The following is a 24,171-nucleotide window of genomic DNA, read 5'->3' on the forward strand; positions in this document are numbered from 1 at the left end:
CTCCCACATTTGGCCCCGTCGCTCTCTGGATACGTTCTGTAAAACCTCCCGCCATCGATAGTTTCACTCCTCGTCTACCCTTGAAAAGCCCGCAGGATGCGGCCCCCATTTCAAGGAACGAGCATGTCCCTCGCCATCGTCCACAGTCGCGCCCAGGTCGGCGTCGAAGCCCCTTCCGTCACCGTTGAAGTGCACATGGCCAATGGTCTGCCGTCCCTCACCCTGGTGGGCTTGCCCGAAACCGCGGTCAAGGAAAGCAAGGACCGCGTACGCAGTGCCATCCTCAACAGCGCGCTGCAATACCCGGCCCGGCGCATCACCCTCAACCTCGCGCCCGCCGACCTGCCCAAGGACGGCGGGCGGTTTGACCTGGCGATTGCCCTGGGAATCCTCGCGGCCAGCGTGCAGGTGCCGGCGTTGATGCTCGATGAGGTCGAATGCCTGGGTGAACTGGCCTTGTCGGGCGCCGTGCGGGCGGTCAAGGGCGTGTTGCCGGCGGCATTGGCCGCGCGCAAGGCTGGACGCACCGTGATAGTGCCGCGGGCCAATGCCGAGGAAGCCTGCCTGGCGTCGGGGCTGAAGGTGATTGCAGTGGATCATTTGCTGCAAGTGGTGGCCCATCTGAACGGGCACCAGCCCATTGAGCCCTACAAGTCCGATGGTTTGTTGTACCTGAACCGACCTTACCCGGACCTGAGCGAGGTACAGGGCCAACTCGCCGCCAAGCGCGCCTTGCTGATCGCCGCCGCCGGCGCGCACAACCTGTTGTTCAGCGGCCCGCCGGGCACCGGCAAGACCCTGCTTGCCAGCCGCTTGCCGGGCCTGTTGCCGCCGCTGAGTGAGCAGGAAGCCCTGGAGGTCGCCGCGATTCAATCGGTGGTCAGCCTGGAGCCGTTGAACCATTGGCCCCACCGGCCGTTCCGCCAGCCGCACCATTCGGCATCAGGGCCGGCGTTGGTCGGCGGCGGGTCGAAACCGCAGCCAGGGGAAATCACCCTGGCGCACCACGGCGTGTTGTTCCTGGATGAATTGCCGGAGTTCGACCGCAAGGTCCTGGAGGTACTGCGCGAGCCCCTGGAGTCAGGGCATATCGTCATCTCCCGCGCCCGCGACCGGGTGAGTTTCCCGGCGCGCTTTCAACTGGTGGCCGCGATGAACCCCTGCCCCTGCGGCTACCTGGGCGATGCCAGCGGACGCTGTCGCTGCACGCCGGAACAGATCCAGCGCTATCGCAACAAACTCTCCGGCCCGCTGCTGGACCGCATCGACCTGCACCTGACCGTTGCCCGGGAAGCCACCGCATTGAACCCCACGCCGCAAAGTGGCGACAACACGGCCACCGCCTCGGCGCAGGTTGCCCAGGCGCGGGAGCGCCAACACAACCGCCAGCGCTGCGCCAACGCCTTCCTGGATTTGCCCGGGCTGCGCCGGCACTGCGCGCTGTCCAAGCCGGATGAAGCGTGGCTGGAAAGCGCGTGCGAGCGTTTGACCCTATCCCTCAGGGCCGCCCATCGGCTGTTGAAAGTCGCCCGCACCCTGGCGGACCTGGAGTGTGTGGACACCATCACCCGCCCGCACCTGGCCGAAGCGCTGCAATACCGGCCAGTCGCCTGCGGCCAGGCCGATCAACGGTAGACCGGGTGACGCCGGCACAGCGCAATCACCTGTTCGCGCACATGATGGGCGACTCTATCGCTGTCATCGCGCTCCATTGCGTCAAGTACGTCGCACAGCCAGCCGGCCAACTGCTCGCATTCGAATACGCCGAAACCACGGGTGGTGACGGCCGGCGTGCCAATGCGCAGGCCCGAGGTCACAAACGGCGAACGTGGATCGTTGGGCACCGAGTTCTTGTTGGCGGTGATGTAGGCGTTGCTCAAGGCCGCGTCGGCTTCCTTGCCGGTGTAAGGCCGGTCGGACAAGTCGATCAGCATCATGTGGTTATCGGTGCCGCCCGAGACGATCTTGTACCCGCGCTGCTGCAACACCGTAGCCATGGCCCGGGCATTGGTCACCACCTGGGCCTGGTAGGTCTTGAACTCAGGCGTCAGCGCTTCCTTGAACGCGACCGCCTTGGCCGCGATCTGGTGCATCAACGGCCCCCCCTGAACCCCCGGGAACACCGCCGAGTCGAGCTTCTTGTAAAACGCTTCGTCTTGCCCCTTGGACAGAATCAGGCCGCCCCGAGGACCGCGCAGCGTCTTGTGCGTGGTGCTGGTGACCACATGGGCATGGGGCAATGGGTCCGGGTATTCACCGGCGGCGACCAGCCCGGCGACGTGCGCCATGTCGACCCAGAAAATCGCCCCGACCTTGTCGGCAATTTCGCGCATACGCGCCCAGTCCTTGTATCGCGAGTAGGCCGAGAAACCACCGATCAACATCTTCGGCCGTGTTTCCAAGGCAATGCGCTCCATCTCGTCGTAGTCGAGCAGGCCTGTCTTTGGATCGAGGCCATACGGCACGATCTTGTAATGACGGCCGGAAAAGTTCGACGGGTTACCGTGGGTCAGGTGACCCCCCTGGGCCAGGTTCATGCCCATCACCGTGTCGCCGGGGTTGATCAGCGCCAAGAATACGGCGGCGTTCGCCTGGGCACCGGCATGGGGCTGCACGTTGGCGTAGTCGCAATCGAACAGCGTCTTGACCCGCTCGATGGCCAGCCGCTCGGCCACGTCGACGTATTCACAGCCGCTGTAATAACGCTTGCCCGGGTACCCCTCGGCGTACTTGTTGGTCAGCACCGTGCTCTGGATTTGCATCACCAGGGGGCTTGCATAGTTTTCGGAAGCGATCAGCTCGACATGGTCTTCCTGGCGATGTTCTTCGTTATGAATCGCCTCGCACAGCTGAGGGTCGAAAGCTTTAAGGGTCAACGTTGAGTCGTACATGGTGAAGAGGTCCTTGAGTGAAAAGTCAGGCGCTGTGGGCCAGGAGTCGAGTGACACGCTCGGCGATGTCGTCGATCTGCGCGTCGTCGCAGATCAGCGGCGGCAGCAGGCGGATAGTGGTGCCCCGCGTCACGGTGATCAGCAGGTGTTGTTCGTCACGCGCGCGTCCCACCAGTTCGGCGCATGGGCGATTCAGTTCGATGCCGACCATCAAGCCCAGGCCGCGAATCGACACCACTTCCGGGTGATTGCCCAACGCCTCCTGCAACGTGGCCAACAGGCGCCGCCCCGAGACGGCCGCACGCAGCGGGATCTGGTCCCGCGCCATGATGTCGACCACCGTGCACCCGACCCGGCAGGCCAGCGGGTTGCCGCCAAACGTGGAGGCATGGTGGCCGGGCGAAAACAACTCGGCGGCCTTGCCCCGCGCCAGGCAGGCGCCAATGGGAAAGCCATTGCCCAGCGCCTTGGCCAGGGTGATCACATCCGGTACGACCTGCGCGTGCTGGAAGCCGAACCAGGCACCTGTGCGGCCCATGCCGGTCTGCACTTCATCGACCATCATCAGCCAGTCATGGGCATCGCATAGTTCTCGCAGGGCATGCAGGTACTCGCGGGACGCCGGGTGTACACCGCCCTCGCCCTGCACCGGCTCGACCAGCACCGCGACGATGTCGGGATACTGCTCGGCCACTGCGCGAATGGCGTCGATGTCGTTGTAGGGCACGCGGATAAAACCTGGCATCAACGGTTCGAAGCCGCGCTGCACCGCAGGGTTGCCGGTCGCGGCCAACGTGGCGAGGGTGCGCCCGTGAAAGCTGTTTTCCATCACCACGATCTGTGGCTGCGCGACCTGCCGGGCGTTGCCGTGCAAGCGCGCCAGCTTCAGCGCGGCTTCGTTGGCTTCCGCACCGGAGTTGCAGAAAAAGGCGCGCTGCATGCCGGACAAACCGCACAAACGTTCGCCCAACCGCGCCTGCCACTCGATCTGGAACATGTTGGTGGTATGCAGCAACTGGCCGGCCTGCTCGGCAATGGCCGCGGCGATCTCCGGGTTGGCGTGACCCAGGCTGGTCACCGCGACGCCCGCAATGGCGTCCAGGTATTGGACGCCCTGGGTATCCCAAAGATAGGGTCCCTCGCCCCGGGTAAACGCGACCGGTTGGCGGGCATAGGTGTGCATGAGGTACGCGGGTGCAGAAGACATCACAGGGTTTCCTTGCAAGTCACTCGATACGTAGGTTGTTCAAGGCCGGTCGATCAGGCGTCCGCTGTCGGCCAGTAGTAGGCGTCCGGCATGGCGCGGGCGCCGAAAATGGCCTGGCCGACGCGCACGACGGTGGCGCCTTCTTCAATCGCAATTTCAAAGTCGCCGGACATGCCCATCGACAACTCGCCCAGGCCGATACCCGCCGGGGCGCTGTCACGCAGGCGTTCGCGCAGTTCACGCAGACGTACAAAGCACGGGCGCACGCGGACCACATCGGCGGAAAACAGCGCCAGGGTCATCAAGCCGCGAACCCGCAGCGCGGAAAACGCCGGCAGGGCCTGTAGAAAATCCGCCACGGCATCCGGCGCCAGCCCGTACTTGCTGGCCTCGCCGGAGGTGTTGACCTGGACAAACACATCCAGCTGGCGCCCCTCGATCTGCAAGCGACGGTCCAGCGCCTCGGCCACCCGCAGGCTGTCCAGCGCCTGGAACTCACTGGCAAAGCGCGCGACCTGCTTGGCCTTGTTGGTTTGCAGATGACCGATCACCGACCATTGCAGGTCGGTCAGGTCGGCCATTGCCTCCCATTTGCGCTGCGCTTCCTGCACCTTGTTTTCCCCCAGCAACCGGCAACCGGCGGCGTAGGCCAGGCGCAGATGCGCTTCATCAAAGGTCTTGCTCACCGGCAGCAGGCGCACGCTCGCCGGATCGCGCCCGACCCGTGCACAGGCGTCGTTGATCCGCTGCTGCACCGCCGCCAGGTTGCGGCGGAAATCCTCCACGCTGGTGGCCTGCGGATAGCGGCCGTGACCTGAGTGCAGGGTGCCGAGGTCTTGCGGTTGGGCGATTGTCACTGGGTCGCCTCCTTGACGGTCACGTCGGTCTCGGCCACTTGTGCCTTGCGCCGTGGCAGGCGGCCGTTGAGCACGGCGTACGCGGTCAGCCCGATCAATAGCCCCCAGAACGCGCCACCGATGCCCAGCAGGGTGATGTTGGCGGCGCACGCCAGGAAGGTAATCAACGAGGCCTCGCGGGATTTGACGTCCGCCATGGCGCTGGCCAGGCTCCCGCCGATGGTGCCGAGCAGCGCCAAGCCGGCCAGCGTCGTGATGAAGGTGGCCGGGAACGCCATGAACACAGCGGCCAGCGTCACCCCAAACACACCGATGAGGATGTAGAACACGCCCGCCGCTACCCCGGCGACCCAACGCTTGGACGGGTCTTCCGACGCTTCCTTGCCGGTGCAGATCGCTGCAGTGATCGCCGCCACGTTGAACGCATGGGAGCCAAACGGAGCCATGAGCAGCGAGCCCAGCCCGGTCACGGTCAGGATCGGGTTGGCGCTGGTCTTGAAGCCATCGTTGCGCAGCACCAGCATGCCCGGCATGTACTGGCCCGTCAGCGTGATCAGAAACAGCGGCAGCGCCACGCTGAGCAGCGCATTCAGCGAAAACTCGGGCGCGGTGAACACCGGCGCGGCCAATTGCAGCGACAACCCGGACAGGTCCACGCGGTTCTGCGTCAACAGAAACACCAACCCCAGCACCAGGATGCCGACTACGGCGTAACGGGCGGTAAAGCGTTTGAGCACGATGTAGGCGACGATCAGCAACCCCACCAGCACCGGGTCCAGGCTCATGCCACCAAACGCACCGATACCGAATTGCAGCAGGATCCCGGCGAGCAACGCCGCGGCAACGCCTGGCGGAATCAGCCGGATGACTTTTTCAAAGCAGCCCGACAACCCCAGCAATACGAAGGCGACCGCGGAAATAATGTATGCGCCGACCGCCTCCGCGTAGGGCGTGGTAGACAACGCCACCACCAGGAACGCCGCGGCGGGCGTCGACCAGGCGGTGATGATTGGCTCGCGGCTGACCCAACTGAGAAACAGCCCGGTCACGCCGACGCCAATCGACACCGACCACACCCACGATGCCGTCAGCTCCGGACTGAGCCCGGCGACCCTGGCCGCCTGGAACACCAGGATAAAGGTCCCGCCATAGTTGACGATCACCGAGATTAGTCCGGCGATCACGGGATGAAACAGGTCGCGCAAGCGCAGCGATGACGGTGATCTCAGAGAAGACATGACGGATTTGCTCCTGACAGAACGAGGTTTCGGGCCCCGCGAGGTGGATAATTTTTAACCCTGAAATGGCTGGTTTTGCCCCGACACTTGCGCCAGGTTGACCAGACCACTTGGCAGACCGCCCGGGTTCAGCCGTGCACGCGGGCAAAACCCTGCATGAAGTCGCCCAGCGCCGCGACGGAATCGAGCGTGACCGCGTTGTAGAGGCTGGCGCGCAATCCGCCGACCGAGGCGTGCCCCTTGAGCCCGTAGAGGCCGGCCTGTTCGGCGCGCTGCACAAAGGTCTTTTCCAGCGCGGTATCGGCCAGCCGGAACGGCACGTTGTTGATCGAACGAAACGGCACTTGCACGCTGTTGCGATAAAACCCGTCGCTGTTATCGAGCACGCCATAGAGCAGCTCGGCCTTGGCCTGGTTGAGCCGGTGCAGGGCCTCGACGCCGCCGCTGCGCTTGATCCATTGGAGCGTCAGGTGGGTGAGATACCAGGGGAAGGTCGCCGGCGTGTTGAGCATCGACTGCGCGTCGGCGATGCGCGCATAGCTGAGAATGTCGGGGGTGAACGCCTGGGCGGCATCCAGCAGCGCCGGGTCGACAATCACCACCGTCAGCCCGGCAATGCCCATGTTTTTTTGCGCGGCGGCATAGATCAAGCCGTGCCGGGCCACGTCGATCGGCTTGGAAAGCAGGCTTGAGCAGGCGTCGCATACCAGCGGCACAGTGCTGTCGGGCACATCGGCAAATTGCACGCCGTGCACGGTTTCGTTCTCGGTGTAGTGCAGGTAGGCGGCGTCCGGGTTGAGGTTCCAGCCCGCCACGGCGGGGACGCGATCAAACCCGTCGGCCTTGGCGCTGGCGGCGATACGCACGTCGCAGTAACGCTGGGCAGCCTCGATGGCCTTGCCCGACCAGAGACCGGTATGCAGGTAGTCCGCGCTGCGTTTGTCGCCCAACAGGTTCATCGGCACCTGGGCAAATTGCAGCGAAGCACCGCCTTGCAGGAACAGCACCTTGTACGCGGCGGGCACCTGCAACAGCTCCCGCAGGTCCTGTTCGGCCTGGTGGGCGACTTCCATGAAGATCCCGCTGCGGTGGCTGATTTCCATCACCGACATGCCCGTGCCCGCAAAGTCGAAAAATTCCTCATGGGCTTGGCGCAGCACTTCCATGGGCAATGCCGCAGGGCCCGCGCTGAAATTGTGTGACCTGGCCATAATTGACGACTCCCTGTCGAAGCATGCACGCAGCATCTGGATTGGCCGCCGATGAAGGCGGTGGCAGGGTTTGAAGTCTACGGATAGACTGGCCTGCCGCTACAGGCCAATTCACGGAAGTTAGGCAGACCACATGGCAAAAACGTTCGAGTTGGAGACGCTGCAGATGCGGCTCAAGGATGCTGAATTCCAACTGCTGGACCTGCACCAGCGCATTCAACGCGCCTTGCGCGCCCTGATCCTGGAAGGCGCACTCGCCCCCGGCCTCAAGCTGCCGGCGACGCGGGTGTTGGCCAAGTCATTGGGGATCGCCCGCGACACCGTGGAAAACGCCTACGTGCAGTTGCACCGCGACGGTTTCATCGTGCGCCGCGAAGGTTCCGGCAGCTATGTGTGCGACGCCATCGGCACCGACTTGCGCGGCGCCTCGCGCCGACGCATCAAGGCTCAGGAAGTCAAAAGCAACCAGGCCACACCCGGCGCCGGCTTGAGCCAGCGCGGGCGGATGATCCTCGACAGCGGCGGCGTCACCGATCAACAGGTGATCAAGGCGTTCGCCACCGGCCTGCCGGAAACCCGCACCTTCCCCACCGACGTGTGGGAGCGCCTGCAACGCCAGGTGATGAAGGACTATCGCAGCCATGTGCTGTTGCACGGCGACCCCCAAGGCGCCGAGCCGCTGCGCAAGGCCATCGCCACCTACCTGAACCTCGAACGTGGCGCCAAATGCTCGCCGGACCAGGTGCTGGTGCTGAGCAGTACCCGCCAGGCGCTGTTCCTGTGCGCCCAGTTGCTGGCAGACGTGGGCAAACCGATCCTGCTGGAAAATCCGGGCTACTACGGCGCCAAGAAGGCCTTTGAAACCGCCGAGACCAAGGTGCTGCCCATCGATGTCGATGAGCATGGCATTCGCACCGACCTGCTGTACGCCGACCGCAGCGGCGCCCACTGCGTGTACGTCACGCCTTCGCACCAATACCCGACCGGCGCCACGCTGACCCTGGAACGCCGCCTCGAACTGATCAACTGGGCCGCGGAAAAAGGCAAATGGCTGATCGAAGATGACTACGACAGCGAGTTTCACTACGACGGCAAACCCACCGCCTGCGTGCAGGGCCTGGACAAGTACCAGCGCACGCTTTACATCGGCACCTTCAGCAAGACCCTCTACCCCGGCCTGCGCATGGGCTACATGGTGCTGCCGCGCGAGCTGGTCAAGGCCTTCACCTACGCCCGCAGCATGATGGACGGCCACACGCCGCAGATCCTGCAACTGACCCTGGCGCGCTTTATGGAAGACGGTCACTACAACGCCCACGTGCGCGCCATGCGCAAGCTCTACGCCGGGCGCCAGTCGATCATGCTGGACGCGATCGGCAAGCACTTGGCCGGGGTGGTAACGGCCTGGCGCCCGCAGGGTGGCTTGCAGATCCCGTGTCTGCTGCATGAAGGCTGGTCGGAAGAGAAAACCATCCGCCAGGCCGCCAGTGCCGGTGTGCAGTTGTCCGGCCTCAGCCGACTGTATGCGGGCGAGGAAAAGAAGCAGGGCTGGCTGCTCGGCTATTCGTCCCTGACCGCCTACGAGATCGAAGCCGCCATGCTGCGCCTGGCGAATGCGCTGAAAACCCGCTAGTGACCCAGGGCGTAGTTCATCAACAGGCGCTGCGCCTGGGCATACATCCGCGCGCGCCGCAGCTTGTTGGCGCACGCTGTCGCGGCGGTCTGCGCTGGCGTGCGCAGGGTTTTGTGACGGTAGCGATGAGCGATGTCCGGCATGGCAGGTCCTTCTTCTGGCAAATGGCGGGAGGCGTCAGTAGGGCAGCCTGAAGCGCTTGGTCAGGCTGGCGACGCCTTCGCGGATGGACGTCGCGGTGCGACGGTCGAAGGTGCCGCTGCGGACCCCGCCGAGCAAGGCCAGGATCATGTCGCCGATTTCCTGGAACTCTTCGATGCCCATCCCCCGCGAGGTGCACGCCGCGCTGCCCAGGCGGATACCGGAGGTGACGTTGGGCTTGGCCTGGTCGCCCAGTACCGCATTGCGATTCAAGGTGATGCCGATCTGTTCCAGGGCGTGTTCGGCGACGTTGCCCGCCAGGCCCCAGGGCCGCAGGTCAATCACCGCCAGGTGCGAGTCGGTGCCCTGGGACACCACCGACAACCCGCCCTCCGCCAGCCGTCCGCACAAGGCCCGGGCGTTGGCGATGACGGCATGGGCATAGGTGCTGAAACCCGGTTGCAGGGCCTCGCCCAAGGCCACCGCCTTGGCCGCGATGATGTGCATCAGCGGCGCGCATTGCAGGCCTGGGAACACCGCCGCGTTGATTTTTTGCGCAATCACCGGGTCATTGCACAGGATGATTCCCCCACGTGGCCCGCGCAGGGTGGTGTGCGTGGTCGCCGTGGTGACATGGGCAAACTCGATCGGCGACGGAAACGCGCCGCCCGCGACCAGCCCGGCCACCTCGGCGATGTCGACCATCAGGTAAGCGCCCACCTCGTCGGCAATTGCGCGAAACCGCGCGTAGTCCAGCGTGCGCGAGTACGCCGAAGCGCCAGCGATCAGCAGTTGCGGACGCTCTTGCCGGGCGATGCGCTCGACGTCCTCCATGTCTACGCGATGCGTCTCGGGGTGCACGCCATAGCTCAAGGCCTGGAACCACCGGCCTGACAGGTTGAACCGCGCGCCATGGGACAGGTGCCCGCCAGCCTTGAGGTCCAGCCCGAGGATCTTGTCCCCCGGCACCAGCAATGCCAGCAACACCGCCTGGTTCGCCTGGCTGCCCGAATAGGGTTGCAGGTTGGCGTAGGCGCAATTGAACAGCCGCTTGGCGCGTTCGATGCCGAGGTTTTCCACCACGTCGACGTTGTGGCAACCGGCGTAATAACGCCGCCCGGGGTAACCCTCGGCGTGCTTGTTGGTGAGGATCGATCCCTGGGCTTCGAGCACGGCCCGGCTGACCACGTTTTCCGTGGCCGTCAGTTCAATGGAATGGATCTGGCGCAGACGCTCGGCTTCGATCGCGCCCCAGACTTCGCGGTCCACCTGGGACAAGTGATCGGCACTGACGAATGGCAGCGCACATCCGTCCCTTCGAGCGAAATTCGGCATATTGACTCCTGTCGGCGCACATCGAATAGCAAGCCACACCCGCCAGCGGGCTTATCCATGGCCGACTACCCTAACGGCCTCCCGACGCGCCAGATAGACCATTGCGTGCCGGTTCTACAGACCACTTCGCAACCACGCACCTTGTATCCCTGGGCACATCGCAAGCGGCTGGCATAACCCTACAAGTGGTCTGGTTACTCCGCCCGCAATGGACTACTGCGCAAGACCATAGCCTGCTTAATATCTGCGCCGATTCGAGCCGCAATGGCTTTTCCAATGCCCCGGCTCAACAAACGACTCTTCGCTCATTGAACAGGTTCAGCCATGTCGATCGTTCGTATCGGACTGCTCTCACAGGTCGCCACGGCGCACTTTGTCAGCCATTTGCACATCATGGTGCTGGCGGCATTGTTTCCGGTGTTGCCGGCGTTTCTGGGCGTCAGTTATGTGGAACTGGGCGTGGCGCTGAGCCTGTTCAATATCGTCACGGCGCTGGTGCAGGCCCCCATGGGTTACGCCGTCGACCACTATGGCGCCCGGCGCCTGCTCATCGCCGCCGTGGCCTTGGGCAGCCTGAGCTTCCTGCTGATTGCGCTGTTCCCCAACTACACCTGCCTGCTGATCGCCATGGTCCTGGCGGGGCTGGCGAATGCGGTCTATCACCCGGCGGACTACGCACTGCTCTCCCAGGCGATCAACCCCGCCCATATCGGCAAGGCGTTTTCGGTGCACACCTTTGCCGGTTTTCTCGGCGCAGCGGTGGCCCCGGTATTGCTGCTCACGATTGCCACCGCCAGTCATCCGGGCCTGGCCTTCGTGGCGGCCGCACTGGTGGGCGTGGTGGCGCTGGGGGTGTTGCTGCTGCCCGGCTCGGGGCTGGCAGAAGTGAGCCATGTACGCCGCGTCGCCACGCCGTCCGACAGCAACGGCGGCCGACGGGCCGTGCTGCTCTCGCCGATGATCCTGAGCCTGACCTTGCTGTTTGTGGTGTTGAACCTGAGCACCAGCGCGATTGAAAAATTCTCTGTCGCGGCATTGATGCAAGGCCAGGGCGTGGCACTGACCTGGGCCAATGCGGCACTCACCGCATTCCTGTTCGCCAGCGCCTTTGGCGTGCTGGCCGGCGGTGCGCTGGCGGATCGGACCCGACGCCACGGCCTCGTCGCCGCCCTCGCCTTTGCACTGGCCGGCGTACTGATCCTGATTGTGGCCAACGCCGAATTGGGCGACATGGCCTTGCTGATCACCCTGGGCAGCGCCGGCTTCTTGACCGGCCTGATCGCACCGTCCCGCGACATGCTCGTCCGCGCCGCCTCACCCAAGGGCGCCGAGGGCAAAACCTTTGGCATCGTCAGCACCGGCTTCAACATCGGCGGCACGCTGGGGCCGGTCGGTTTCGGCTGGCTGCTCGACAGGGGCCACCCCGACGCCATCTTCTGGGCCAGCGCCGCTTTCATGGGATTGACCGTGGCGTTGACCTTGATGCAGTCCTGGTACCTGGAGCGATCAAACCCATCAACCGCACCGCTCGTGGCCCTTAAATGACCCAGGACAACACCGTGCCAACCGAATTGCCGCAGACTTGAAAAGCGCATGCCTGTAGAAAAAAACCACATGCGCAAACCAGACACAGACAAAAAAATAGCCTGACCAATGGGAAAGAAAACATGGACCGTTTGAACTGTGGAACCGATGACGTGGTTCAGAACATGCTGACGAAATTATCCGGCCTGTGGAAAACCCGCGCCGCCGTCAACAACCCACAACCCGACTACTGGAACCTGGCCTTCAACCCGGCCAAGCAGGATTTCAGTGCTTGCCTGCTGCCGTTCCGCGATCACCAGGCGTGGCGCGAAGCCCCGCAGGCCCTGCAATCGCAGTGCCTGTCCTACGCCTGGGGGATCTACAACCTCAAGACCATCTACATCGAATGCGATGTGGTGGTGCCTGCCTGCGAAGACATCATCAAGACCCCTCCGCCCAGCCAGAACCGCGCCTTGCTGCAAGACGTGATGTCCCAGGCGCTGCTGGACGAGGCGCTGCATACGCGCATGTCGATCATGGCCTGCAACTACATCTACGACATGCGCAAACTCAAGCCGCTGGACTTCAGCGCGTTCAACCTGGTGACCTGGCGCGAAGGGCTGTTGGCCAACTGCACCGCCGAATGGGAACGGCGCCTGACCCGCTTTGGGGTCGCGTGCGCCAGTGAGACGCTGATCACCGACTACCTCAAGACCATGGCGGAAGACACCAGCATCCAGGCGATCTGTCATGAGGTCACCCGCACCCACGCCATGGACGAATGGAGCCATTCCAGCGTGTTCAGTTTCGTCGCGTCCGACATCGTGCACGGCCTGAGCCGCAAGGAGCGCGAGTACCTGCGCGCGGTGATTCTCAAGACCGTGCAGATGTTCGCCAACAACGAAATGGGCGCCTGGTCGACCGTGTTCGCGATGCTCGACTTCCCCCATGCCCAGGACATCCTGCATGACGTCGGCGACAACAATGAGATCAGCGTCTACACCGACTCGGTCGAAGCCCTGATCGACCGCATCGGCCTGACCGGCAACGGCCTGGGCAACGTCGACAGCGCAATGGACGCCCTTCGCGAAAAGGCCCGCGCATGAACGGCATGACACTTCAGGCGCGCTGCGAAAGCGTTACCCATGAAACCGCCGACATCAAGGTCTTCGCCCTGCGCGCCCACGGCGCCAGCGCCGAGTTCCTCGACGGCCTGCGCCCCGGCCGGCACGTGGCGGTGAGTTACCCGGACACCACCGGCACGCCCCAGCAGCGCCTGTATTCGATCACCCGCACACCGGCGGCGGACCTGTTTGAAATTGCGGTCAAACGCGAAGGCCACGGCGGCGTCTCCGACCAATTGCACGCGACCTTGTGCGCAGGCGAAACGGCACCGATGCACTTTGTCGCCGGCGACATTTGCCTGGCCTCGATTGTGGATTGCCAGCAGGTCGGCATGCTCGCCGGTGGCATTGGCATCACGCTGCCGATCGCCTTGCTGCGCGGCCTGCGCGAACGTGCACAGCGCGGCTTGGCGGTGCCCGATGTGGCGCTGGTGTTGTGCGTACCGAGCATTGCCCAGATCCCGTTCTTGCAGGAGCTGCTGGAGCTGGAACTGACCACGGCGTGGTTCGCCTTGCAGGTGTTTGTCACCCGCGAGACGGTCAAGAGCAACGGCCACTTCAAGGCCGGGCGCCCCAGCGCCGCCGACCTGAGCCTGCTGGGCGCGCCCGAGGCCGTGGTGATTTGCGGCAGCCAGGCATTTGCCCAAGGCATGCGCGAACACACAACGGCGCTGTTTCCTGACAGCACGCTGTTGATCGAATCGTTCACGCCGGTAGCGGCCCCCGCAGCGGCGGCCGAATCGCCGTCTAGCGTGCGCTTGCAGCTCAAGGACACCGACCAGGTGGTTGAAGGCCCCGCCGGCCAAAGCCTGCTGGCCATGCTCGAAGCCGGTGATATTGCCGTGCGCAGTCTGTGCCGGGCAGGGATCTGTGGTGTCTGCCGGGTCAAGTTGTCCGACGGCGACTACACCCTGCAACCGGACTTCTGCCTCAGCGATCAGGACAAGCAGCAAGGCTATGCCCTGGCCTGCTGCACCTTCCCGCGTTCCGGGACGCTCAACGTAGACCTGAACCCGCCGGCATGAACCGGCACTTAATCGCTTTCACACACGAGTTTTTTCCATGAAGACTGCAATTGCGCTGCGCCACATACATTTCGAGGACGCCGGCACCCTGGAAGCCGTCCTGGCCGCACAGGGTTACGCACTGCACTACCTTGACCCCATGCTCGACACACTCGACAGCGCGCACGTGCAAAAGGCCGACCTGCTGATCGTGCTGGGTGGCCCGATCGGGGCCTACGACGAGCAGCTTTACCCGTTCCTGCATGACGAGCTGGCGCTGATCAACCAGCGTTTGCAGTCGGGCAAACCGATGCTGGGGATCTGCCTGGGGGCACAACTGATTGCCCGCGCCCTGGGCGCCAAGGTGTACCCGCTGGGCGTCAAGGAAATCGGTTTTTCAGCCCTGACCCTGACCACGGCCGGCCAGGATTCGGTGCTCGCGGCACTGCAAGGCACCCCCGTACTGCACTGGCACGGCGACCAATTCGACATTCCCAAGGATGCCGTGCACCTGGCCAGCACGGCGGTCGGTGCCCACCAGGCATTCGCCCTGGGTCGCAACGTGCTGGCCCTGCAATTTCACCTCGAAGCCGATGTAAACAAGCTCGAACACTGGCTGGTCGGCCATGCCTGCGAACTGTCGCAAACCGGCATCAACCCCCACGCCTTGCGCGCCGCCGCCATCGAGCTGGGCGACCGCCTGACCGTGGCCGCCCGCACCGTGATCAACGACTGGCTGGACGCACTGGAAACGCCAGCACAGCACTGAACAGCAGGCCGTCGACCGTGACGGCCGCCTGAGCGACACCCACTAAAAACACAAGGATGAGGAATTAACATGATCGTAGTTTTGTTTGAGCTGCAAGCGCTGCCGGGCCAGGGCGAGACCTATGTCGATCTGGTCAACAAGCTGACGCCGATGCTTGAGCCCATGGAAGGCTTCATCTCCGTGGAGTGCTTTCAAAGCACCCTGAACCCCAAGAAAGTCATGTCGGTGACCACCTGGCGCGATGAAGAAGCCGTGGTCCAATGGCGCAACGTAACCGCGCACCTGTCGGCACAAAAAGCCGGCCGCGACAAGATCTTCGACGACTACCGCGTGCGCGTGACCTCGGTGATCCGTGACTACGGCCTGCGTGATCGGGTCCAGGCGCCGTACAACGAGGTGATCGACGCCCAGCCAGCGGGCGCGACCGTGTAACCCTCGGCTTACGCGCTTGAGCAACGCCGGTGTATGGGAATCGCTATCCCGTACACCGGCGTTGCCGTGTCTGGGTCAACGAAAGCGGTCAACCTCATGGCGCAGGCCCGCCGCCAATGTCTCCAGCTCCTTGGCGGTAATCGCCAGGTTCGACACCACTTCACGCTGCTCGCTGTTGGCCAGGGCAATGCTTTGCAGGTTGCTGCTGAGCAAGGTCGCGGTGCTGCTCTGCTCCTGGGTCGCGGTGGTGATCGCGGCAAACTGCTGCCCCGCCGAACGGCTTTGCTCATCGATGCGCGCCAGGGCCGACGCGACATCGGCGTTGCGCGACAGGCCTTCCTGCATCAATACGTTGCCATGCTCCATGGTGCTGATGGCGTTGCCGGTCTCCTGCTGGATGCTCTGGATCATCCCGGAAATCTCGTCGGTGGCCTGGCGGGTACGCGAGGCCAGGTTGCGCACTTCATCGGCCACCACGGCAAACCCACGGCCCTGCTCACCGGCGCGCGCGGCTTCGATGGCAGCGTTGAGCGCGAGCAGGTTGGTCTGGTCGGCGATGGAGGTAATCACGCCGACGATCCCACCGATTTCCTGGGAACGCTGGCCGAGGGTGTTGATCACCGTGGCCGTGCTGTTCAAGGCGGTGGCGATGTGCTCCAGGGACGACGACGCCTCTTGCATCGAATTGCGGCCGATGCGCGTCTGCTGGGCGTTTTCCTGGGCCAGGCGTTCGGTGCTGCCCATATTGTCGGCAATGTTCAACGAGGTGGCGCTGAATTCTTCCACCGCACCGGCCATGCTGGTGATCTCGCCGGATTGCTGCTCCATGCCTTCATAGGCACCGCCAGACAAACCGGACAACGCTTGGGCGCGGCTGTTGACCTCTTCGGCGGCCTTGCGGATATGCGAAACCATGGTCGACAGCGCTTCACCCATCTGGTTGAAGCTGCGTGCCAGTTGGCCGATTTCGTCATGGCTGGAGACGTTCAGACGGGCACTCAAATCGCCCGCGCCGAGGGCTTCGGCCTGGCGTACCAGGTCGCTCAACGGCGCCAGCTTGCTGCGTAGCAACCACACCGTTGCGCCCACCGCCAGCAACATCGCCAGTACGCTGCCGATGATCAGGCGAATCCCGACCGACCACGTCACGGAGCGAATCTCTGCCTTGGGCATGCTCGCCACCACCGACCACGGCCCGCCGTCGAACGGCACCGCGACGCTGTAGAAGTCTTCGTTCTTGTCGCTCCAGAAGCGCCCTTCACCCGGTTTTTTCGCCAGGTCGACGATCACTGGGGCTGCCTGGTCCAGCGCCTGCACGCCCGCGGGCGGCACCAGCCAGTGTTTCTGCTCATCGAGCAGCGCCAGGGAGCCGGTCTGGCCGATGCGGAAACGCTTGAGGTTATCGAACTGGGCGTTTTGCGCGTCGGTGTAGTCGAAACCGACAAACAGCACCGCGATGACTTTGCCCGCGCTATCGCGCACCGGCGTGTACTGGGTCATGTAGGAACGTTCGAACAACACTGCACGGCCGACGTAGCTTTGCCCGGCCAGCAGGCGTTGATAGGCCGGATGCTGGTGATCCAGCGCGGTGCCGATGGCACGGCTGCCGTCCTGTTTGGTCAGGGACGTGCTGACGCGCACAAAGTCCTCGCCCGTGCGCACAAACACGGTGGCCACGCCGCCCGAGGTGTCCTTGAACTCATCGACTTCGGCGAAATCGTTGTTCAGCACCGCGTTGCCCAGGTACAGGCCCGGGGTCTGCACGCCGGCCACGCTCACCGGCTGGTCGGCACGCACACTCAAACCGGCGCCGAAGCGCTTTTCGAACAGCCCGCTCAAACGCTGGGTACTTTCGCGCAAGGTGCTGTGGAAGGTGTTGAGTTGATCGGCGAGCAGGCGCGCTTCGCTGGCCAGGTGTTCCTCGCGGGTGTCGAGGTTGGCGGAGTCGAGGGAACGCAAGGCAAACACCGTACTGCCGCTGATGACGACAGCCAAAATCACGGCGAGCGCGAGGCCTAGCTGGGAAGCAATCCGAGCACGAGGTTGAGACATGACAGCTCCTGGCCGAGGCCAGGATCATCCTGATCTCATAGCGCGGCTCGGCAAATTATCTGGTGGGTAGCGTTGGAGTACGATGGTTCCAACACCCTACTTCGGCGGCGCCGAGCAATACTTGAGTACTGCACAGGGGTATCACGCAAACGATTGCTATACCGAGCCATCCCCCTTCAATCGAGGCGCTCTACCGCCGGCAGTGCCATGGCCTGCACCTCGTTCTGGAGAAAGTCCGCCAAGCGGCGCAGGCGCTCACCGCCGGGACGGGTTTTAGGCCACACCAGATAGTAATTTTCCCCACTGGCCACGGCAGTTGGCCACGGCAGGCTCAATCGCCCCTGGGCGACGTCTTCGGCCACCATCAGCAAGTCCCCCATGGACACGCCGTAACCCCGCGCAGCGGCGATCATGCCCAGTTCAAGGGTATCGAACACCTGCCCGCCCTTGAGCGAGACCTGCGACGACAAGCCCATGCGTTGCAGCCAGTTGCGCCAGTCACGGCGGTCGGGCGTGGGATGCAGCAACTCGGCAGTGGCCAGGCGCGTAGCGTCCCACGGGCCGTCGTCCAGCAGGTTCGGCGCGCCCACCGGGATCAACAACTCGGGGAACAGGTAGCAGGCTTCCCAGTCCGCCGGAAAATGCCCGTCGCTCAACAGCACCGCGCAGTCGAACGGCTCCTGGTTGAAGTCCACCTCGTCCACGCTCATCCACGCGCTGGTCAATTGCACCTCATTGCCCGGCTGCAACGCGCGGAACCGGCTGAGCCGCGCCAGCAGCCAGCGCATGGTCAGGGTGGACGGCGCCTTCATGCGCAGGATGTCATCTTCGGCGTTCAAGGTATGGCAGGCCCGCTCAAGGGCGGCGAAGCCTTCACGCACGCCCGGTAGCAGCAGGCGGGCCGCTTCGGTGAGCTGCAACGTGCGGCCACTGCGCTGGAACAGGCGGCAGGCGAAATGTTCCTCCAGGGTGCGGATGTGCCGGCTCACCGCGCTTTGGGTGATGGACAACTCCTCTGCCGCGCGGGTGAAGGAGTGGTGTCGGGACGCGGCTTCAAATGCGCGCAACGCGTAAAGCGGAGGAAGACGACGAGACATAGGGAAGGCTCCGACAGCAGGATGCCGAAACCCTACCAGAATCATTCAGGCATGAGTTTTAATCATGCAAGTGATCGCTTTTATCCCTTTGTGCAATAGGCCCAGAGCGCCGAGAATCAACCCTTCCACAACCCTATGACTTTTTGAGCGTGATGATCATGCAGCATCCGGCACGTACCGAACTCTGGGCCATTCTGCGGCTGTCAGGGCCGTTGATTGCCTCACAGTTGGCGCACATGTTGATGGTGCTGACCGACACGCTGATGATGGCCCGCCTGAGCCCCGAAGCCTTGGCCGGTGGTGGCCTGGGCGCGGCCAGCTATTCGTTCGTGTCGATTTTCTGCATCGGCGTGATTGCGGCGGTGGGCACCCTGGTAGCGATCCGGCATGGAGCGGGCGACATCGACGGTGCAACACGCCTGACCCAGGCCGGGCTGTGGCTGGCCTGGCTGATGGCGCTGGCCGCCGCGCTGCTGCTGTGGAACCTCAAGCCGGTGCTGCTGATGTTCGGCCAGACCGAAACCAACGTGCACGCCGCCGGGCAATTCCTCACGATCCTGCCCTTCGCCCTGCCCGGCTACCTGAGCTTCATGGCCTTGCGCGGTTTCACCAGCGCCATCGGCAAGGCCACCCCGGTGATGGTGATCAGCCTGTGTGGCACGGTGCTCAACTACCTGCTCAACCACGCCCTGATCGAAGGCATGTTCGGCTTGCCGAAACTGGGTTTGATGGGCATCGGCCTGGTGACCGCGATTGTGGCCAACGGCATGGCATTGGCGTTGATGTGGTACATCCGCAGCAACCGCGCCTATGCTGCCTACCCGCTGGGCACCGGCCTCCTACGCCTGAACACGCACTATCTGCGCGAACTGTGGCGCCTGGGCCTGCCGATTGGCGGCACCTATGCGGTCGAGGTCGGACTGTTTGCCTTCGCCGCGCTGTGCATGGGCACCATGGGCAGCACGCAGCTGGCGGCGCATCAGATCGCCCTGCAAATCGTCTCGGTGGCCTTCATGGTGCCGGCGGGAATGTCCTACGCGGTGACCATGCGTATCGGCCAGCATTACGGTGCCGGGCAACTGCTGCAGGCACGTTTGGCCGGCCGGGTCGGCATCGGCTTTGGCGCCGCGGTGATGTTGGGATTTGCGGCGGTGCTGTGGCTGTTTTCCGACCCATTGATAGGACTGTTCCTCGACCACAACGACCCGGCATTCCACGACGTGATCGTCCTGGCCGTCAGCTTGCTGGCCGTGGCGGCGTGGTTCGAGTTGTTCGACGGGGTGCAGACCATTGCCATGGGCTGCATTCGCGGGCTGAAGGACGCCAAGACCACTTTCCTGGTGGGCCTGGGTTGCTATTGGCTGATCGGTGCACCGTCGGCGTGGCTGATGGCGTTCACCCTCGGTTGGGGGCCGACAGGCGTGTGGTGGGGTTTGGCGCTGGGGCTGGCGTGCGCGGCGGTGAGCCTGACATGGGCGTTTGAGGCGAAGATGAAGCGGATGATCCGCCACGAGCCGCAGGTTCAAGCCACATTTCAGGCGGCACAAGCGGAGTAACGACCTAACCAGGTCAACAACTGTGGGAGCGGGCTTGCTCGCGAATGCGCTGGGTCAGCCAAATAGTCAGTGACTGATACACCGCATTCGCGAGCAAGCCCGCTCCCACACAAGCCCGCTCGCACAGTCGACCGGCGTTGCAATTCAACCCAGTAAAGCCTCACGGCCTTTGCCGAAGGTCAGGTACTCGATCAACTCCGGCAACGGCAACGGCTTGCTGATCAGATATCCCTGGGCCTGGTCGCATCCAAACAACCGCAACAACGCCAGTTGCTCAGGGGTTTCCACACCCTCGGCCACCACTTCCAGGTTGAGGTTGTGGGCCAGGTTGATCATCGCGTGCACCAGCTTGCGGTTCTCTTCGCGCTCTTCCATGCCGCCGACAAAGCTCTTGTCGATCTTGAGCAAGGCAATCGGCAGGCTGTTGAGGTGCACGAACGATGAGAAACCGGTGCCGAAGTCATCCAGGGAAAAACGCACGCCGAGGCGACCGAGGGCGTCCATGGTCTGCTTGACCAGATCGCTGCGGCGCATCACGGCGGTTTCGGTGAGTTCGAATTCCAGCCATTGCGCTTCCACGCCGCGTTCGGCGATCAGCCGGCTGAGGGTGGAGAGCAATTGGCTGTCCTGGAACTGGCGGAACGACAGGTTGACCGCCATGTGCAACGGCGGCAGGCCACGTTCGCGCAGGTCTTGCATGTCGCGCAGGGCCCGGGAAATCACCCAGTAACCCAACGGCACGATCAGCCCGCTTTGCTCGGCCAGGGGCACGAATTCGCTGGGCGGCAACAGGCCGCGCTCGCCGTGACGCCAGCGCACCAGGGCTTCGAGGCCGACGATATGCCCGTCGTCCAGGTCCAGGCGCGGCTGGTAGTGCAACTCCAGCTCATCCCGACGCAAGGCGCGGCGCAGTTCGCTTTCCAGGTCGGCCAGGCTGCGCGCGTTACGATTGATGCGTTCGTTGAAAATATGAAAGGTGCAGCCCTGGGTGCTCTTGGCTTGCTGCATGGCGATGTGGGCGTGCCACATCAGCGGGTCGGCGCCAGCACGCGCACGCGCATGGGCCATGCCCAGGCTGCAACCGATCAACAGGCTTTCACCGTCCACCCAGTAGGGTTCGGCCATGACCTCGGTAATGCGTTCGGCCATCCACTCGGCGCGCTGGGGCGCACGGCGGGTGTCGATCAGCAGGGCGAATTCGTCGCTGCCCAGGCGCGCCAGTTGGTCGCCGGCTTCCAGCTGGCTCTTGAGCCGCGAGACCACTTGCAGGATCAACCGGTCGCCGGCCTGGTGCCCGAGGGCGTCGTTGGCGTGACGGAAATTGTCGAGGTCCAGGTGACCGAGGGCCAGGCCGCGACCTTCATTCTCGGCCAGCCGCGCCGCCAGCAAGGTCTGGAAACCCTGACGGTTGGCGATACCGGTCAGCGGGTCTTGCTCGGCGAGGCGTTGCAGGGTGTTTTCCAGCACACCGCGTTCGCGCACATGGCGTAGGCAGCGGCGCAATGTATCGGCGTCCAACACCGTGCGAACCAGCCAATCGCTGGCACCCAGCGGCGGCACCAGCGGCTCCTGCTCCAACAGCAACACACACGGCAAGCTGCAACGACCGGGAGCGGGTTGCAGGCCTGGCGTGGTCAATAGCACGGCACCGTGGTCGTCATCGAACAGACGACTTACGGAATCCCAATTTGGTGCACTGATCAGCACAGCCCCATCGCCCATCGGCGCCAGGCACTCGCGCAACAACGCTGCCCATGCCGGCTCATCGGCCAGCAGCAGCAAACGCAAGGGTTCGACAGGCGTAGACAAGCTAGCTCCCTAGACTCTGCAAGATTTCGTTGGCGACAGGCAGTATGACGTGCGGCCTGACAATCACCAATGATAGGGGTTATCAAATACACAGACTGCACGCAGTTAGTCGCAAATGCCCTGACATCCTGCGGCAAAGTAGCAAAACCGGCAAATTTAGATCGAGTGGTACGTCACACCGTCGTTCTGAGAGAGCAGAATCCTGCCAGCCTGTTAAAATGCCCGCCCTTTTGAACAACGACTCCTGAAATTCTGTATGTCCCGACTCAATCCCCGGCAGCAAGAAGCCGTGAACTACGTCGGCGGCCCTCTATTGGTGCTCGCCGGCGCAGGCTCCGGCAAGACCAGCGTGATCACCCGCAAGATCGCGCACCTGATCCAGAACTGCGGCATCCGCGCCCAGTACATCGTCGCCATGACCTTTACCAACAAGGCGGCGCGGGAAATGAAAGAGCGCGTCGGCACCCTGCTCAAGGGTGGCGAAGGCCGTGGCCTCACCGTGTGTACCTTCCACAACCTGGGCCTGAACATCATCCGCAAGGAGCATGCACGCCTGGGCTACAAGCCGGGCTTCTCGATCTTCGACGAAACCGATGTGAAGTCGCTGATGACCGACATCATGCAGAAGGAATACGCAGGCGACGACGGCGTGGACGAGATCAAGAACATGATCGGCGCCTGGAAGAACGACCTGATCCTGCCGCCCCAGGCCCTGGAAAACGCACGTAACCCCAAGGAACAGACCGCCGCCATCGTCTACACCCACTACCAGCGCACGCTCAAGGCGTTCAACGCGGTGGACTTCGACGACCTGATCCTGCTGCCCGTGAAGTTGTTCGAGGAACACGCCGACATCCTCGAAAAATGGCAGAACAAGGTGCGCTACCTGCTGGTGGACGAATACCAGGACACCAACGCCAGCCAGTACCTGCTGGTGAAAATGCTCATCGGCAAACGCAACCAGTTCACCGTGGTAGGCGACGATGACCAGTCGATCTACGCCTGGCGCGGCGCCCGCCCGGAAAACCTGATGCTGCTCAAGGACGACTACCCGTCCCTGAAAGTGGTGATGCTGGAGCAGAACTACCGCTCTACCAGCCGCATCCTGCGTTGCGCCAACGTGTTGATCTCGAACAACCCCCACGAGTTTGAAAAACAACTGTGGAGTGAGATGGGCCACGGCGACGAGATCCGCGTGATCCGCTGCCGCAACGAAGACGCCGAAGCCGAGCGCGTGGCCGTGGAAATCCTCAGCCTGCACTTGCGCACTGACCGGCCCTACAGCGATTTCGCGATCCTGTATCGCGGCAACTACCAGGCCAAGCTGATCGAGCTGAAATTGCAGCACCACCAGGTGCCGTATCGCCTGTCGGGCGGCAACAGCTTTTTCGGACGTCAGGAAGTAAAAGACCTGATGGCCTACTTCCGGCTGATCGTGAACCCGGATGACGACAACGCCTTCCTGCGCGTGATCAACGTGCCGCGCCGCGAGATCGGTTCCACCACCCTGGAAAAGCTCGGCAACTACGCGACCGAACGCAAGATCTCGATGTACGCCGCCACCGACGAGATCGGCCTGGGCGAACACCTGGACACCCGTTTCACCGACCGCCTGTCGCGCTTCAAGCGCTTCATGGACAAGGTCCGCGAGCAGTGCGCCGGCGAAGACCCGATCAGCGCCCTGCGCAGCATGGTCATGGACATCGACTATGAAAACTGGCTGCGCACCAACAGCTCCAGCGACAAGGCCGCGGATTACCGCATGGGCAACGTCTGGTTCCTGATTGAAGCGCTGAAGAACACCCTGGAAAAAGACGAAGACGGCGAGATGACCGTCGAAGACGCCATCGGCAAGCTGGTGCTGCGCGACATGCTCGAACGCCAGCAGGAAGAGGAAGACGGCGCCGAAGGTGTGCAGATGATGACCTTGCATGCATCCAAGGGCCTGGAATTCCCCTACGTGTTCATCATGGGCATGGAAGAGGAAATCCTCCCACACCGCTCCAGCATCGAAGCCGACACCATCGAGGAAGAACGCCGACTGGCCTACGTGGGCATTACCCGCGCCCGTCAGACCCTGGCCTTCACCTTTGCCGCCAAGCGCAAGCAATACGGCGAAATCATCGATTGTGCCCCCAGCCGGTTCCTGGATGAACTGCCGCCGGACGACCTGGCCTGGGAAGGCAATGACGACACCCCGACCGAGGTGAAAGCCGTTCGCGGCAACACCGCCCTGGCGGACATACGCGCGATGCTAAAGCGCTAGAATCGACTACTTTTCAATCTACTTT

19 protein-coding genes are annotated in these 24,171 nt (G+C 63.5%); 9 read left to right on the forward strand and 10 right to left on the reverse strand.

The annotated features are described in order from the left end of the window. The first annotated feature begins 123 nt into the window (after positions 1–123). On the forward strand, positions 124–1,635 hold the full coding sequence (locus PSH81_RS26390; RefSeq protein ID WP_305391733.1) for a YifB family Mg chelatase-like AAA ATPase: 1,512 nt from the start codon (positions 124–126) through the stop codon (positions 1,633–1,635). On the opposite strand, the gene glyA is transcribed toward PSH81_RS26390, so the two are convergent. The 5 genes from glyA to serC form a co-directional block, all read right to left on the reverse strand. After that, complete coding sequence (glyA, locus tag PSH81_RS26395; RefSeq protein WP_305391734.1) at positions 1,626–2,891, reverse strand: serine hydroxymethyltransferase; 1,266 nt, start codon at positions 2,889–2,891, stop codon at positions 1,626–1,628. The genes PSH81_RS26390 and glyA overlap by 10 nt on opposite strands. Positions 2,892–2,916: 25 nt before the next feature. Next, entirely contained in the window at positions 2,917–4,098 is a 1,182-nt protein-coding gene (locus PSH81_RS26400) for an aspartate aminotransferase family protein (protein ID WP_192297981.1), read from the reverse strand. 53 nt (positions 4,099–4,151) lie between these two features. Further along, a complete protein-coding gene (locus tag PSH81_RS26405; RefSeq protein ID WP_370694874.1) occupies positions 4,152–4,955 on the reverse strand; it encodes a YggS family pyridoxal phosphate-dependent enzyme in 804 nt (267 codons plus the stop codon). After that, complete coding sequence (locus tag PSH81_RS26410) at positions 4,952–6,193, reverse strand: benzoate/H(+) symporter BenE family transporter (RefSeq protein ID WP_226454659.1); 1,242 nt, start codon at positions 6,191–6,193, stop codon at positions 4,952–4,954. The genes PSH81_RS26405 and PSH81_RS26410 overlap by 4 nt, the downstream gene beginning before the upstream one ends. Before the next feature lie 128 nt (positions 6,194–6,321). Further along, complete coding sequence (gene serC, locus PSH81_RS26415) at positions 6,322–7,404, reverse strand: 3-phosphoserine/phosphohydroxythreonine transaminase (RefSeq protein WP_305391735.1); 1,083 nt, start codon at positions 7,402–7,404, stop codon at positions 6,322–6,324. Between the two features lie 133 nt (positions 7,405–7,537). Between serC and PSH81_RS26420 the strand changes: the two genes are divergently transcribed. Further along, positions 7,538–9,037 carry a PLP-dependent aminotransferase family protein gene (locus PSH81_RS26420; protein ID WP_226454661.1) on the forward strand — a complete coding sequence of 500 codons (1,500 nt, stop codon included), beginning with the start codon at positions 7,538–7,540 and terminating at the stop codon, positions 9,035–9,037. Here PSH81_RS26420 and PSH81_RS26425 read toward each other — a convergent pair. Next, entirely contained in the window at positions 9,034–9,180 is a 147-nt protein-coding gene (locus tag PSH81_RS26425; protein ID WP_226454662.1) for a hypothetical protein, read from the reverse strand. The genes PSH81_RS26420 and PSH81_RS26425 overlap by 4 nt on opposite strands. Positions 9,181–9,214: 34 nt before the next feature. Beyond that, on the reverse strand, positions 9,215–10,513 hold the full coding sequence (locus PSH81_RS26430; RefSeq protein WP_226454663.1) for a serine hydroxymethyltransferase: 1,299 nt from the start codon (positions 10,511–10,513) through the stop codon (positions 9,215–9,217). A 324-nt stretch (positions 10,514–10,837) separates the two neighbouring features. Between PSH81_RS26430 and PSH81_RS26435 the strand changes: the two genes are divergently transcribed. The 5 genes from PSH81_RS26435 (at position 10,838) to PSH81_RS26455 (ending at position 15,366) form a co-directional block, all read left to right on the forward strand. Beyond that, positions 10,838–12,058 carry an MFS transporter gene (locus PSH81_RS26435; RefSeq protein WP_192297987.1) on the forward strand — a complete coding sequence of 407 codons (1,221 nt, stop codon included), beginning with the start codon at positions 10,838–10,840 and terminating at the stop codon, positions 12,056–12,058. A gap of 122 nt (positions 12,059–12,180) precedes the next feature. Continuing rightward, entirely contained in the window at positions 12,181–13,143 is a 963-nt protein-coding gene (locus PSH81_RS26440) for a diiron oxygenase (RefSeq protein ID WP_226454665.1), read from the forward strand. Continuing rightward, complete coding sequence (locus tag PSH81_RS26445) at positions 13,140–14,186, forward strand: 2Fe-2S iron-sulfur cluster-binding protein (protein WP_305391736.1); 1,047 nt, start codon at positions 13,140–13,142, stop codon at positions 14,184–14,186. The genes PSH81_RS26440 and PSH81_RS26445 overlap by 4 nt, the downstream gene beginning before the upstream one ends. Positions 14,187–14,223: 37 nt before the next feature. After that, positions 14,224–14,934: a glutamine amidotransferase gene (locus tag PSH81_RS26450; RefSeq protein WP_226454667.1), complete on the forward strand. Its 711-nt coding sequence runs from the start codon at positions 14,224–14,226 to the stop codon at positions 14,932–14,934. A 69-nt stretch (positions 14,935–15,003) separates the two neighbouring features. Continuing rightward, positions 15,004–15,366 (forward strand): antibiotic biosynthesis monooxygenase, encoded by a 363-nt coding sequence (locus PSH81_RS26455; RefSeq protein ID WP_192297991.1) that lies wholly within the window; start codon positions 15,004–15,006, stop codon positions 15,364–15,366. Positions 15,367–15,441: 75 nt separating this feature from the next. Here the strand turns inward: PSH81_RS26455 and PSH81_RS26460 are convergent, their stop codons facing one another. Together PSH81_RS26460 and PSH81_RS26465 are read right to left on the reverse strand one after the other, a co-directional pair. Then, entirely contained in the window at positions 15,442–17,418 is a 1,977-nt protein-coding gene (locus PSH81_RS26460) for a methyl-accepting chemotaxis protein (protein ID WP_305391737.1), read from the reverse strand. Between the two features lie 176 nt (positions 17,419–17,594). Next, on the reverse strand, positions 17,595–18,515 hold the full coding sequence (locus PSH81_RS26465; RefSeq protein ID WP_305391738.1) for a LysR substrate-binding domain-containing protein: 921 nt from the start codon (positions 18,513–18,515) through the stop codon (positions 17,595–17,597). Between the two features lie 152 nt (positions 18,516–18,667). On the opposite strand from PSH81_RS26465, the gene PSH81_RS26470 reads away from it, so the two are divergent. Then, on the forward strand, positions 18,668–20,071 hold the full coding sequence (locus PSH81_RS26470; RefSeq protein ID WP_305391739.1) for a NorM family multidrug efflux MATE transporter: 1,404 nt from the start codon (positions 18,668–18,670) through the stop codon (positions 20,069–20,071). Positions 20,072–20,215: 144 nt separating this feature from the next. On the opposite strand, the gene PSH81_RS26475 is transcribed toward PSH81_RS26470, so the two are convergent. After that, a complete protein-coding gene (locus PSH81_RS26475) occupies positions 20,216–21,880 on the reverse strand; it encodes a bifunctional diguanylate cyclase/phosphodiesterase (protein WP_192297994.1) in 1,665 nt (554 codons plus the stop codon). Between the two features lie 256 nt (positions 21,881–22,136). Between PSH81_RS26475 and rep the strand changes: the two genes are divergently transcribed. Continuing rightward, complete coding sequence (gene rep / locus PSH81_RS26480; RefSeq protein ID WP_192297995.1) at positions 22,137–24,146, forward strand: DNA helicase Rep; 2,010 nt, start codon at positions 22,137–22,139, stop codon at positions 24,144–24,146. Positions 24,147–24,171: the final 25 nt, after the last annotated feature.

Source organism: Pseudomonas sp. FP2335 (assembly GCF_030687535.1).
Lineage (GTDB): Bacteria > Pseudomonadota > Gammaproteobacteria > Pseudomonadales > Pseudomonadaceae > Aquipseudomonas.

What these genes read in the sequence shown, in the direction of transcription:
- PSH81_RS26390 (WP_305391733.1), top strand. Translation starts at nt 124, where the DNA reads ATGTCCCTCGCCATCGTCCACAGTCGCGCCCAGGTCGGCGTCGAAGCC.
- glyA (WP_305391734.1), bottom strand. Translation starts at nt 2,891, where the DNA reads ATGTACGACTCAACGTTGACCCTTAAAGCTTTCGACCCTCAGCTGTGC.
- PSH81_RS26400 (WP_192297981.1), bottom strand. Translation starts at nt 4,098, where the DNA reads ATGTCTTCTGCACCCGCGTACCTCATGCACACCTATGCCCGCCAACCG.
- PSH81_RS26410 (WP_226454659.1), bottom strand. Translation starts at nt 6,193, where the DNA reads ATGTCTTCTCTGAGATCACCGTCATCGCTGCGCTTGCGCGACCTGTTT.
- serC (WP_305391735.1), bottom strand. Translation starts at nt 7,404, where the DNA reads ATGGCCAGGTCACACAATTTCAGCGCGGGCCCTGCGGCATTGCCCATG.
- PSH81_RS26420 (WP_226454661.1), top strand. Translation starts at nt 7,538, where the DNA reads ATGGCAAAAACGTTCGAGTTGGAGACGCTGCAGATGCGGCTCAAGGAT.
- PSH81_RS26425 (WP_226454662.1), bottom strand. Translation starts at nt 9,180, where the DNA reads ATGCCGGACATCGCTCATCGCTACCGTCACAAAACCCTGCGCACGCCA.
- PSH81_RS26430 (WP_226454663.1), bottom strand. Translation starts at nt 10,513, where the DNA reads ATGCCGAATTTCGCTCGAAGGGACGGATGTGCGCTGCCATTCGTCAGT.
- PSH81_RS26435 (WP_192297987.1), top strand. Translation starts at nt 10,838, where the DNA reads ATGTCGATCGTTCGTATCGGACTGCTCTCACAGGTCGCCACGGCGCAC.
- PSH81_RS26440 (WP_226454665.1), top strand. Translation starts at nt 12,181, where the DNA reads ATGGACCGTTTGAACTGTGGAACCGATGACGTGGTTCAGAACATGCTG.
- PSH81_RS26445 (WP_305391736.1), top strand. Translation starts at nt 13,140, where the DNA reads ATGAACGGCATGACACTTCAGGCGCGCTGCGAAAGCGTTACCCATGAA.
- PSH81_RS26450 (WP_226454667.1), top strand. Translation starts at nt 14,224, where the DNA reads ATGAAGACTGCAATTGCGCTGCGCCACATACATTTCGAGGACGCCGGC.
- PSH81_RS26455 (WP_192297991.1), top strand. Translation starts at nt 15,004, where the DNA reads ATGATCGTAGTTTTGTTTGAGCTGCAAGCGCTGCCGGGCCAGGGCGAG.
- PSH81_RS26460 (WP_305391737.1), bottom strand. Translation starts at nt 17,418, where the DNA reads ATGTCTCAACCTCGTGCTCGGATTGCTTCCCAGCTAGGCCTCGCGCTC.
- PSH81_RS26465 (WP_305391738.1), bottom strand. Translation starts at nt 18,515, where the DNA reads ATGTCTCGTCGTCTTCCTCCGCTTTACGCGTTGCGCGCATTTGAAGCC.
- PSH81_RS26470 (WP_305391739.1), top strand. Translation starts at nt 18,668, where the DNA reads ATGATCATGCAGCATCCGGCACGTACCGAACTCTGGGCCATTCTGCGG.
- rep (WP_192297995.1), top strand. Translation starts at nt 22,137, where the DNA reads ATGTCCCGACTCAATCCCCGGCAGCAAGAAGCCGTGAACTACGTCGGC.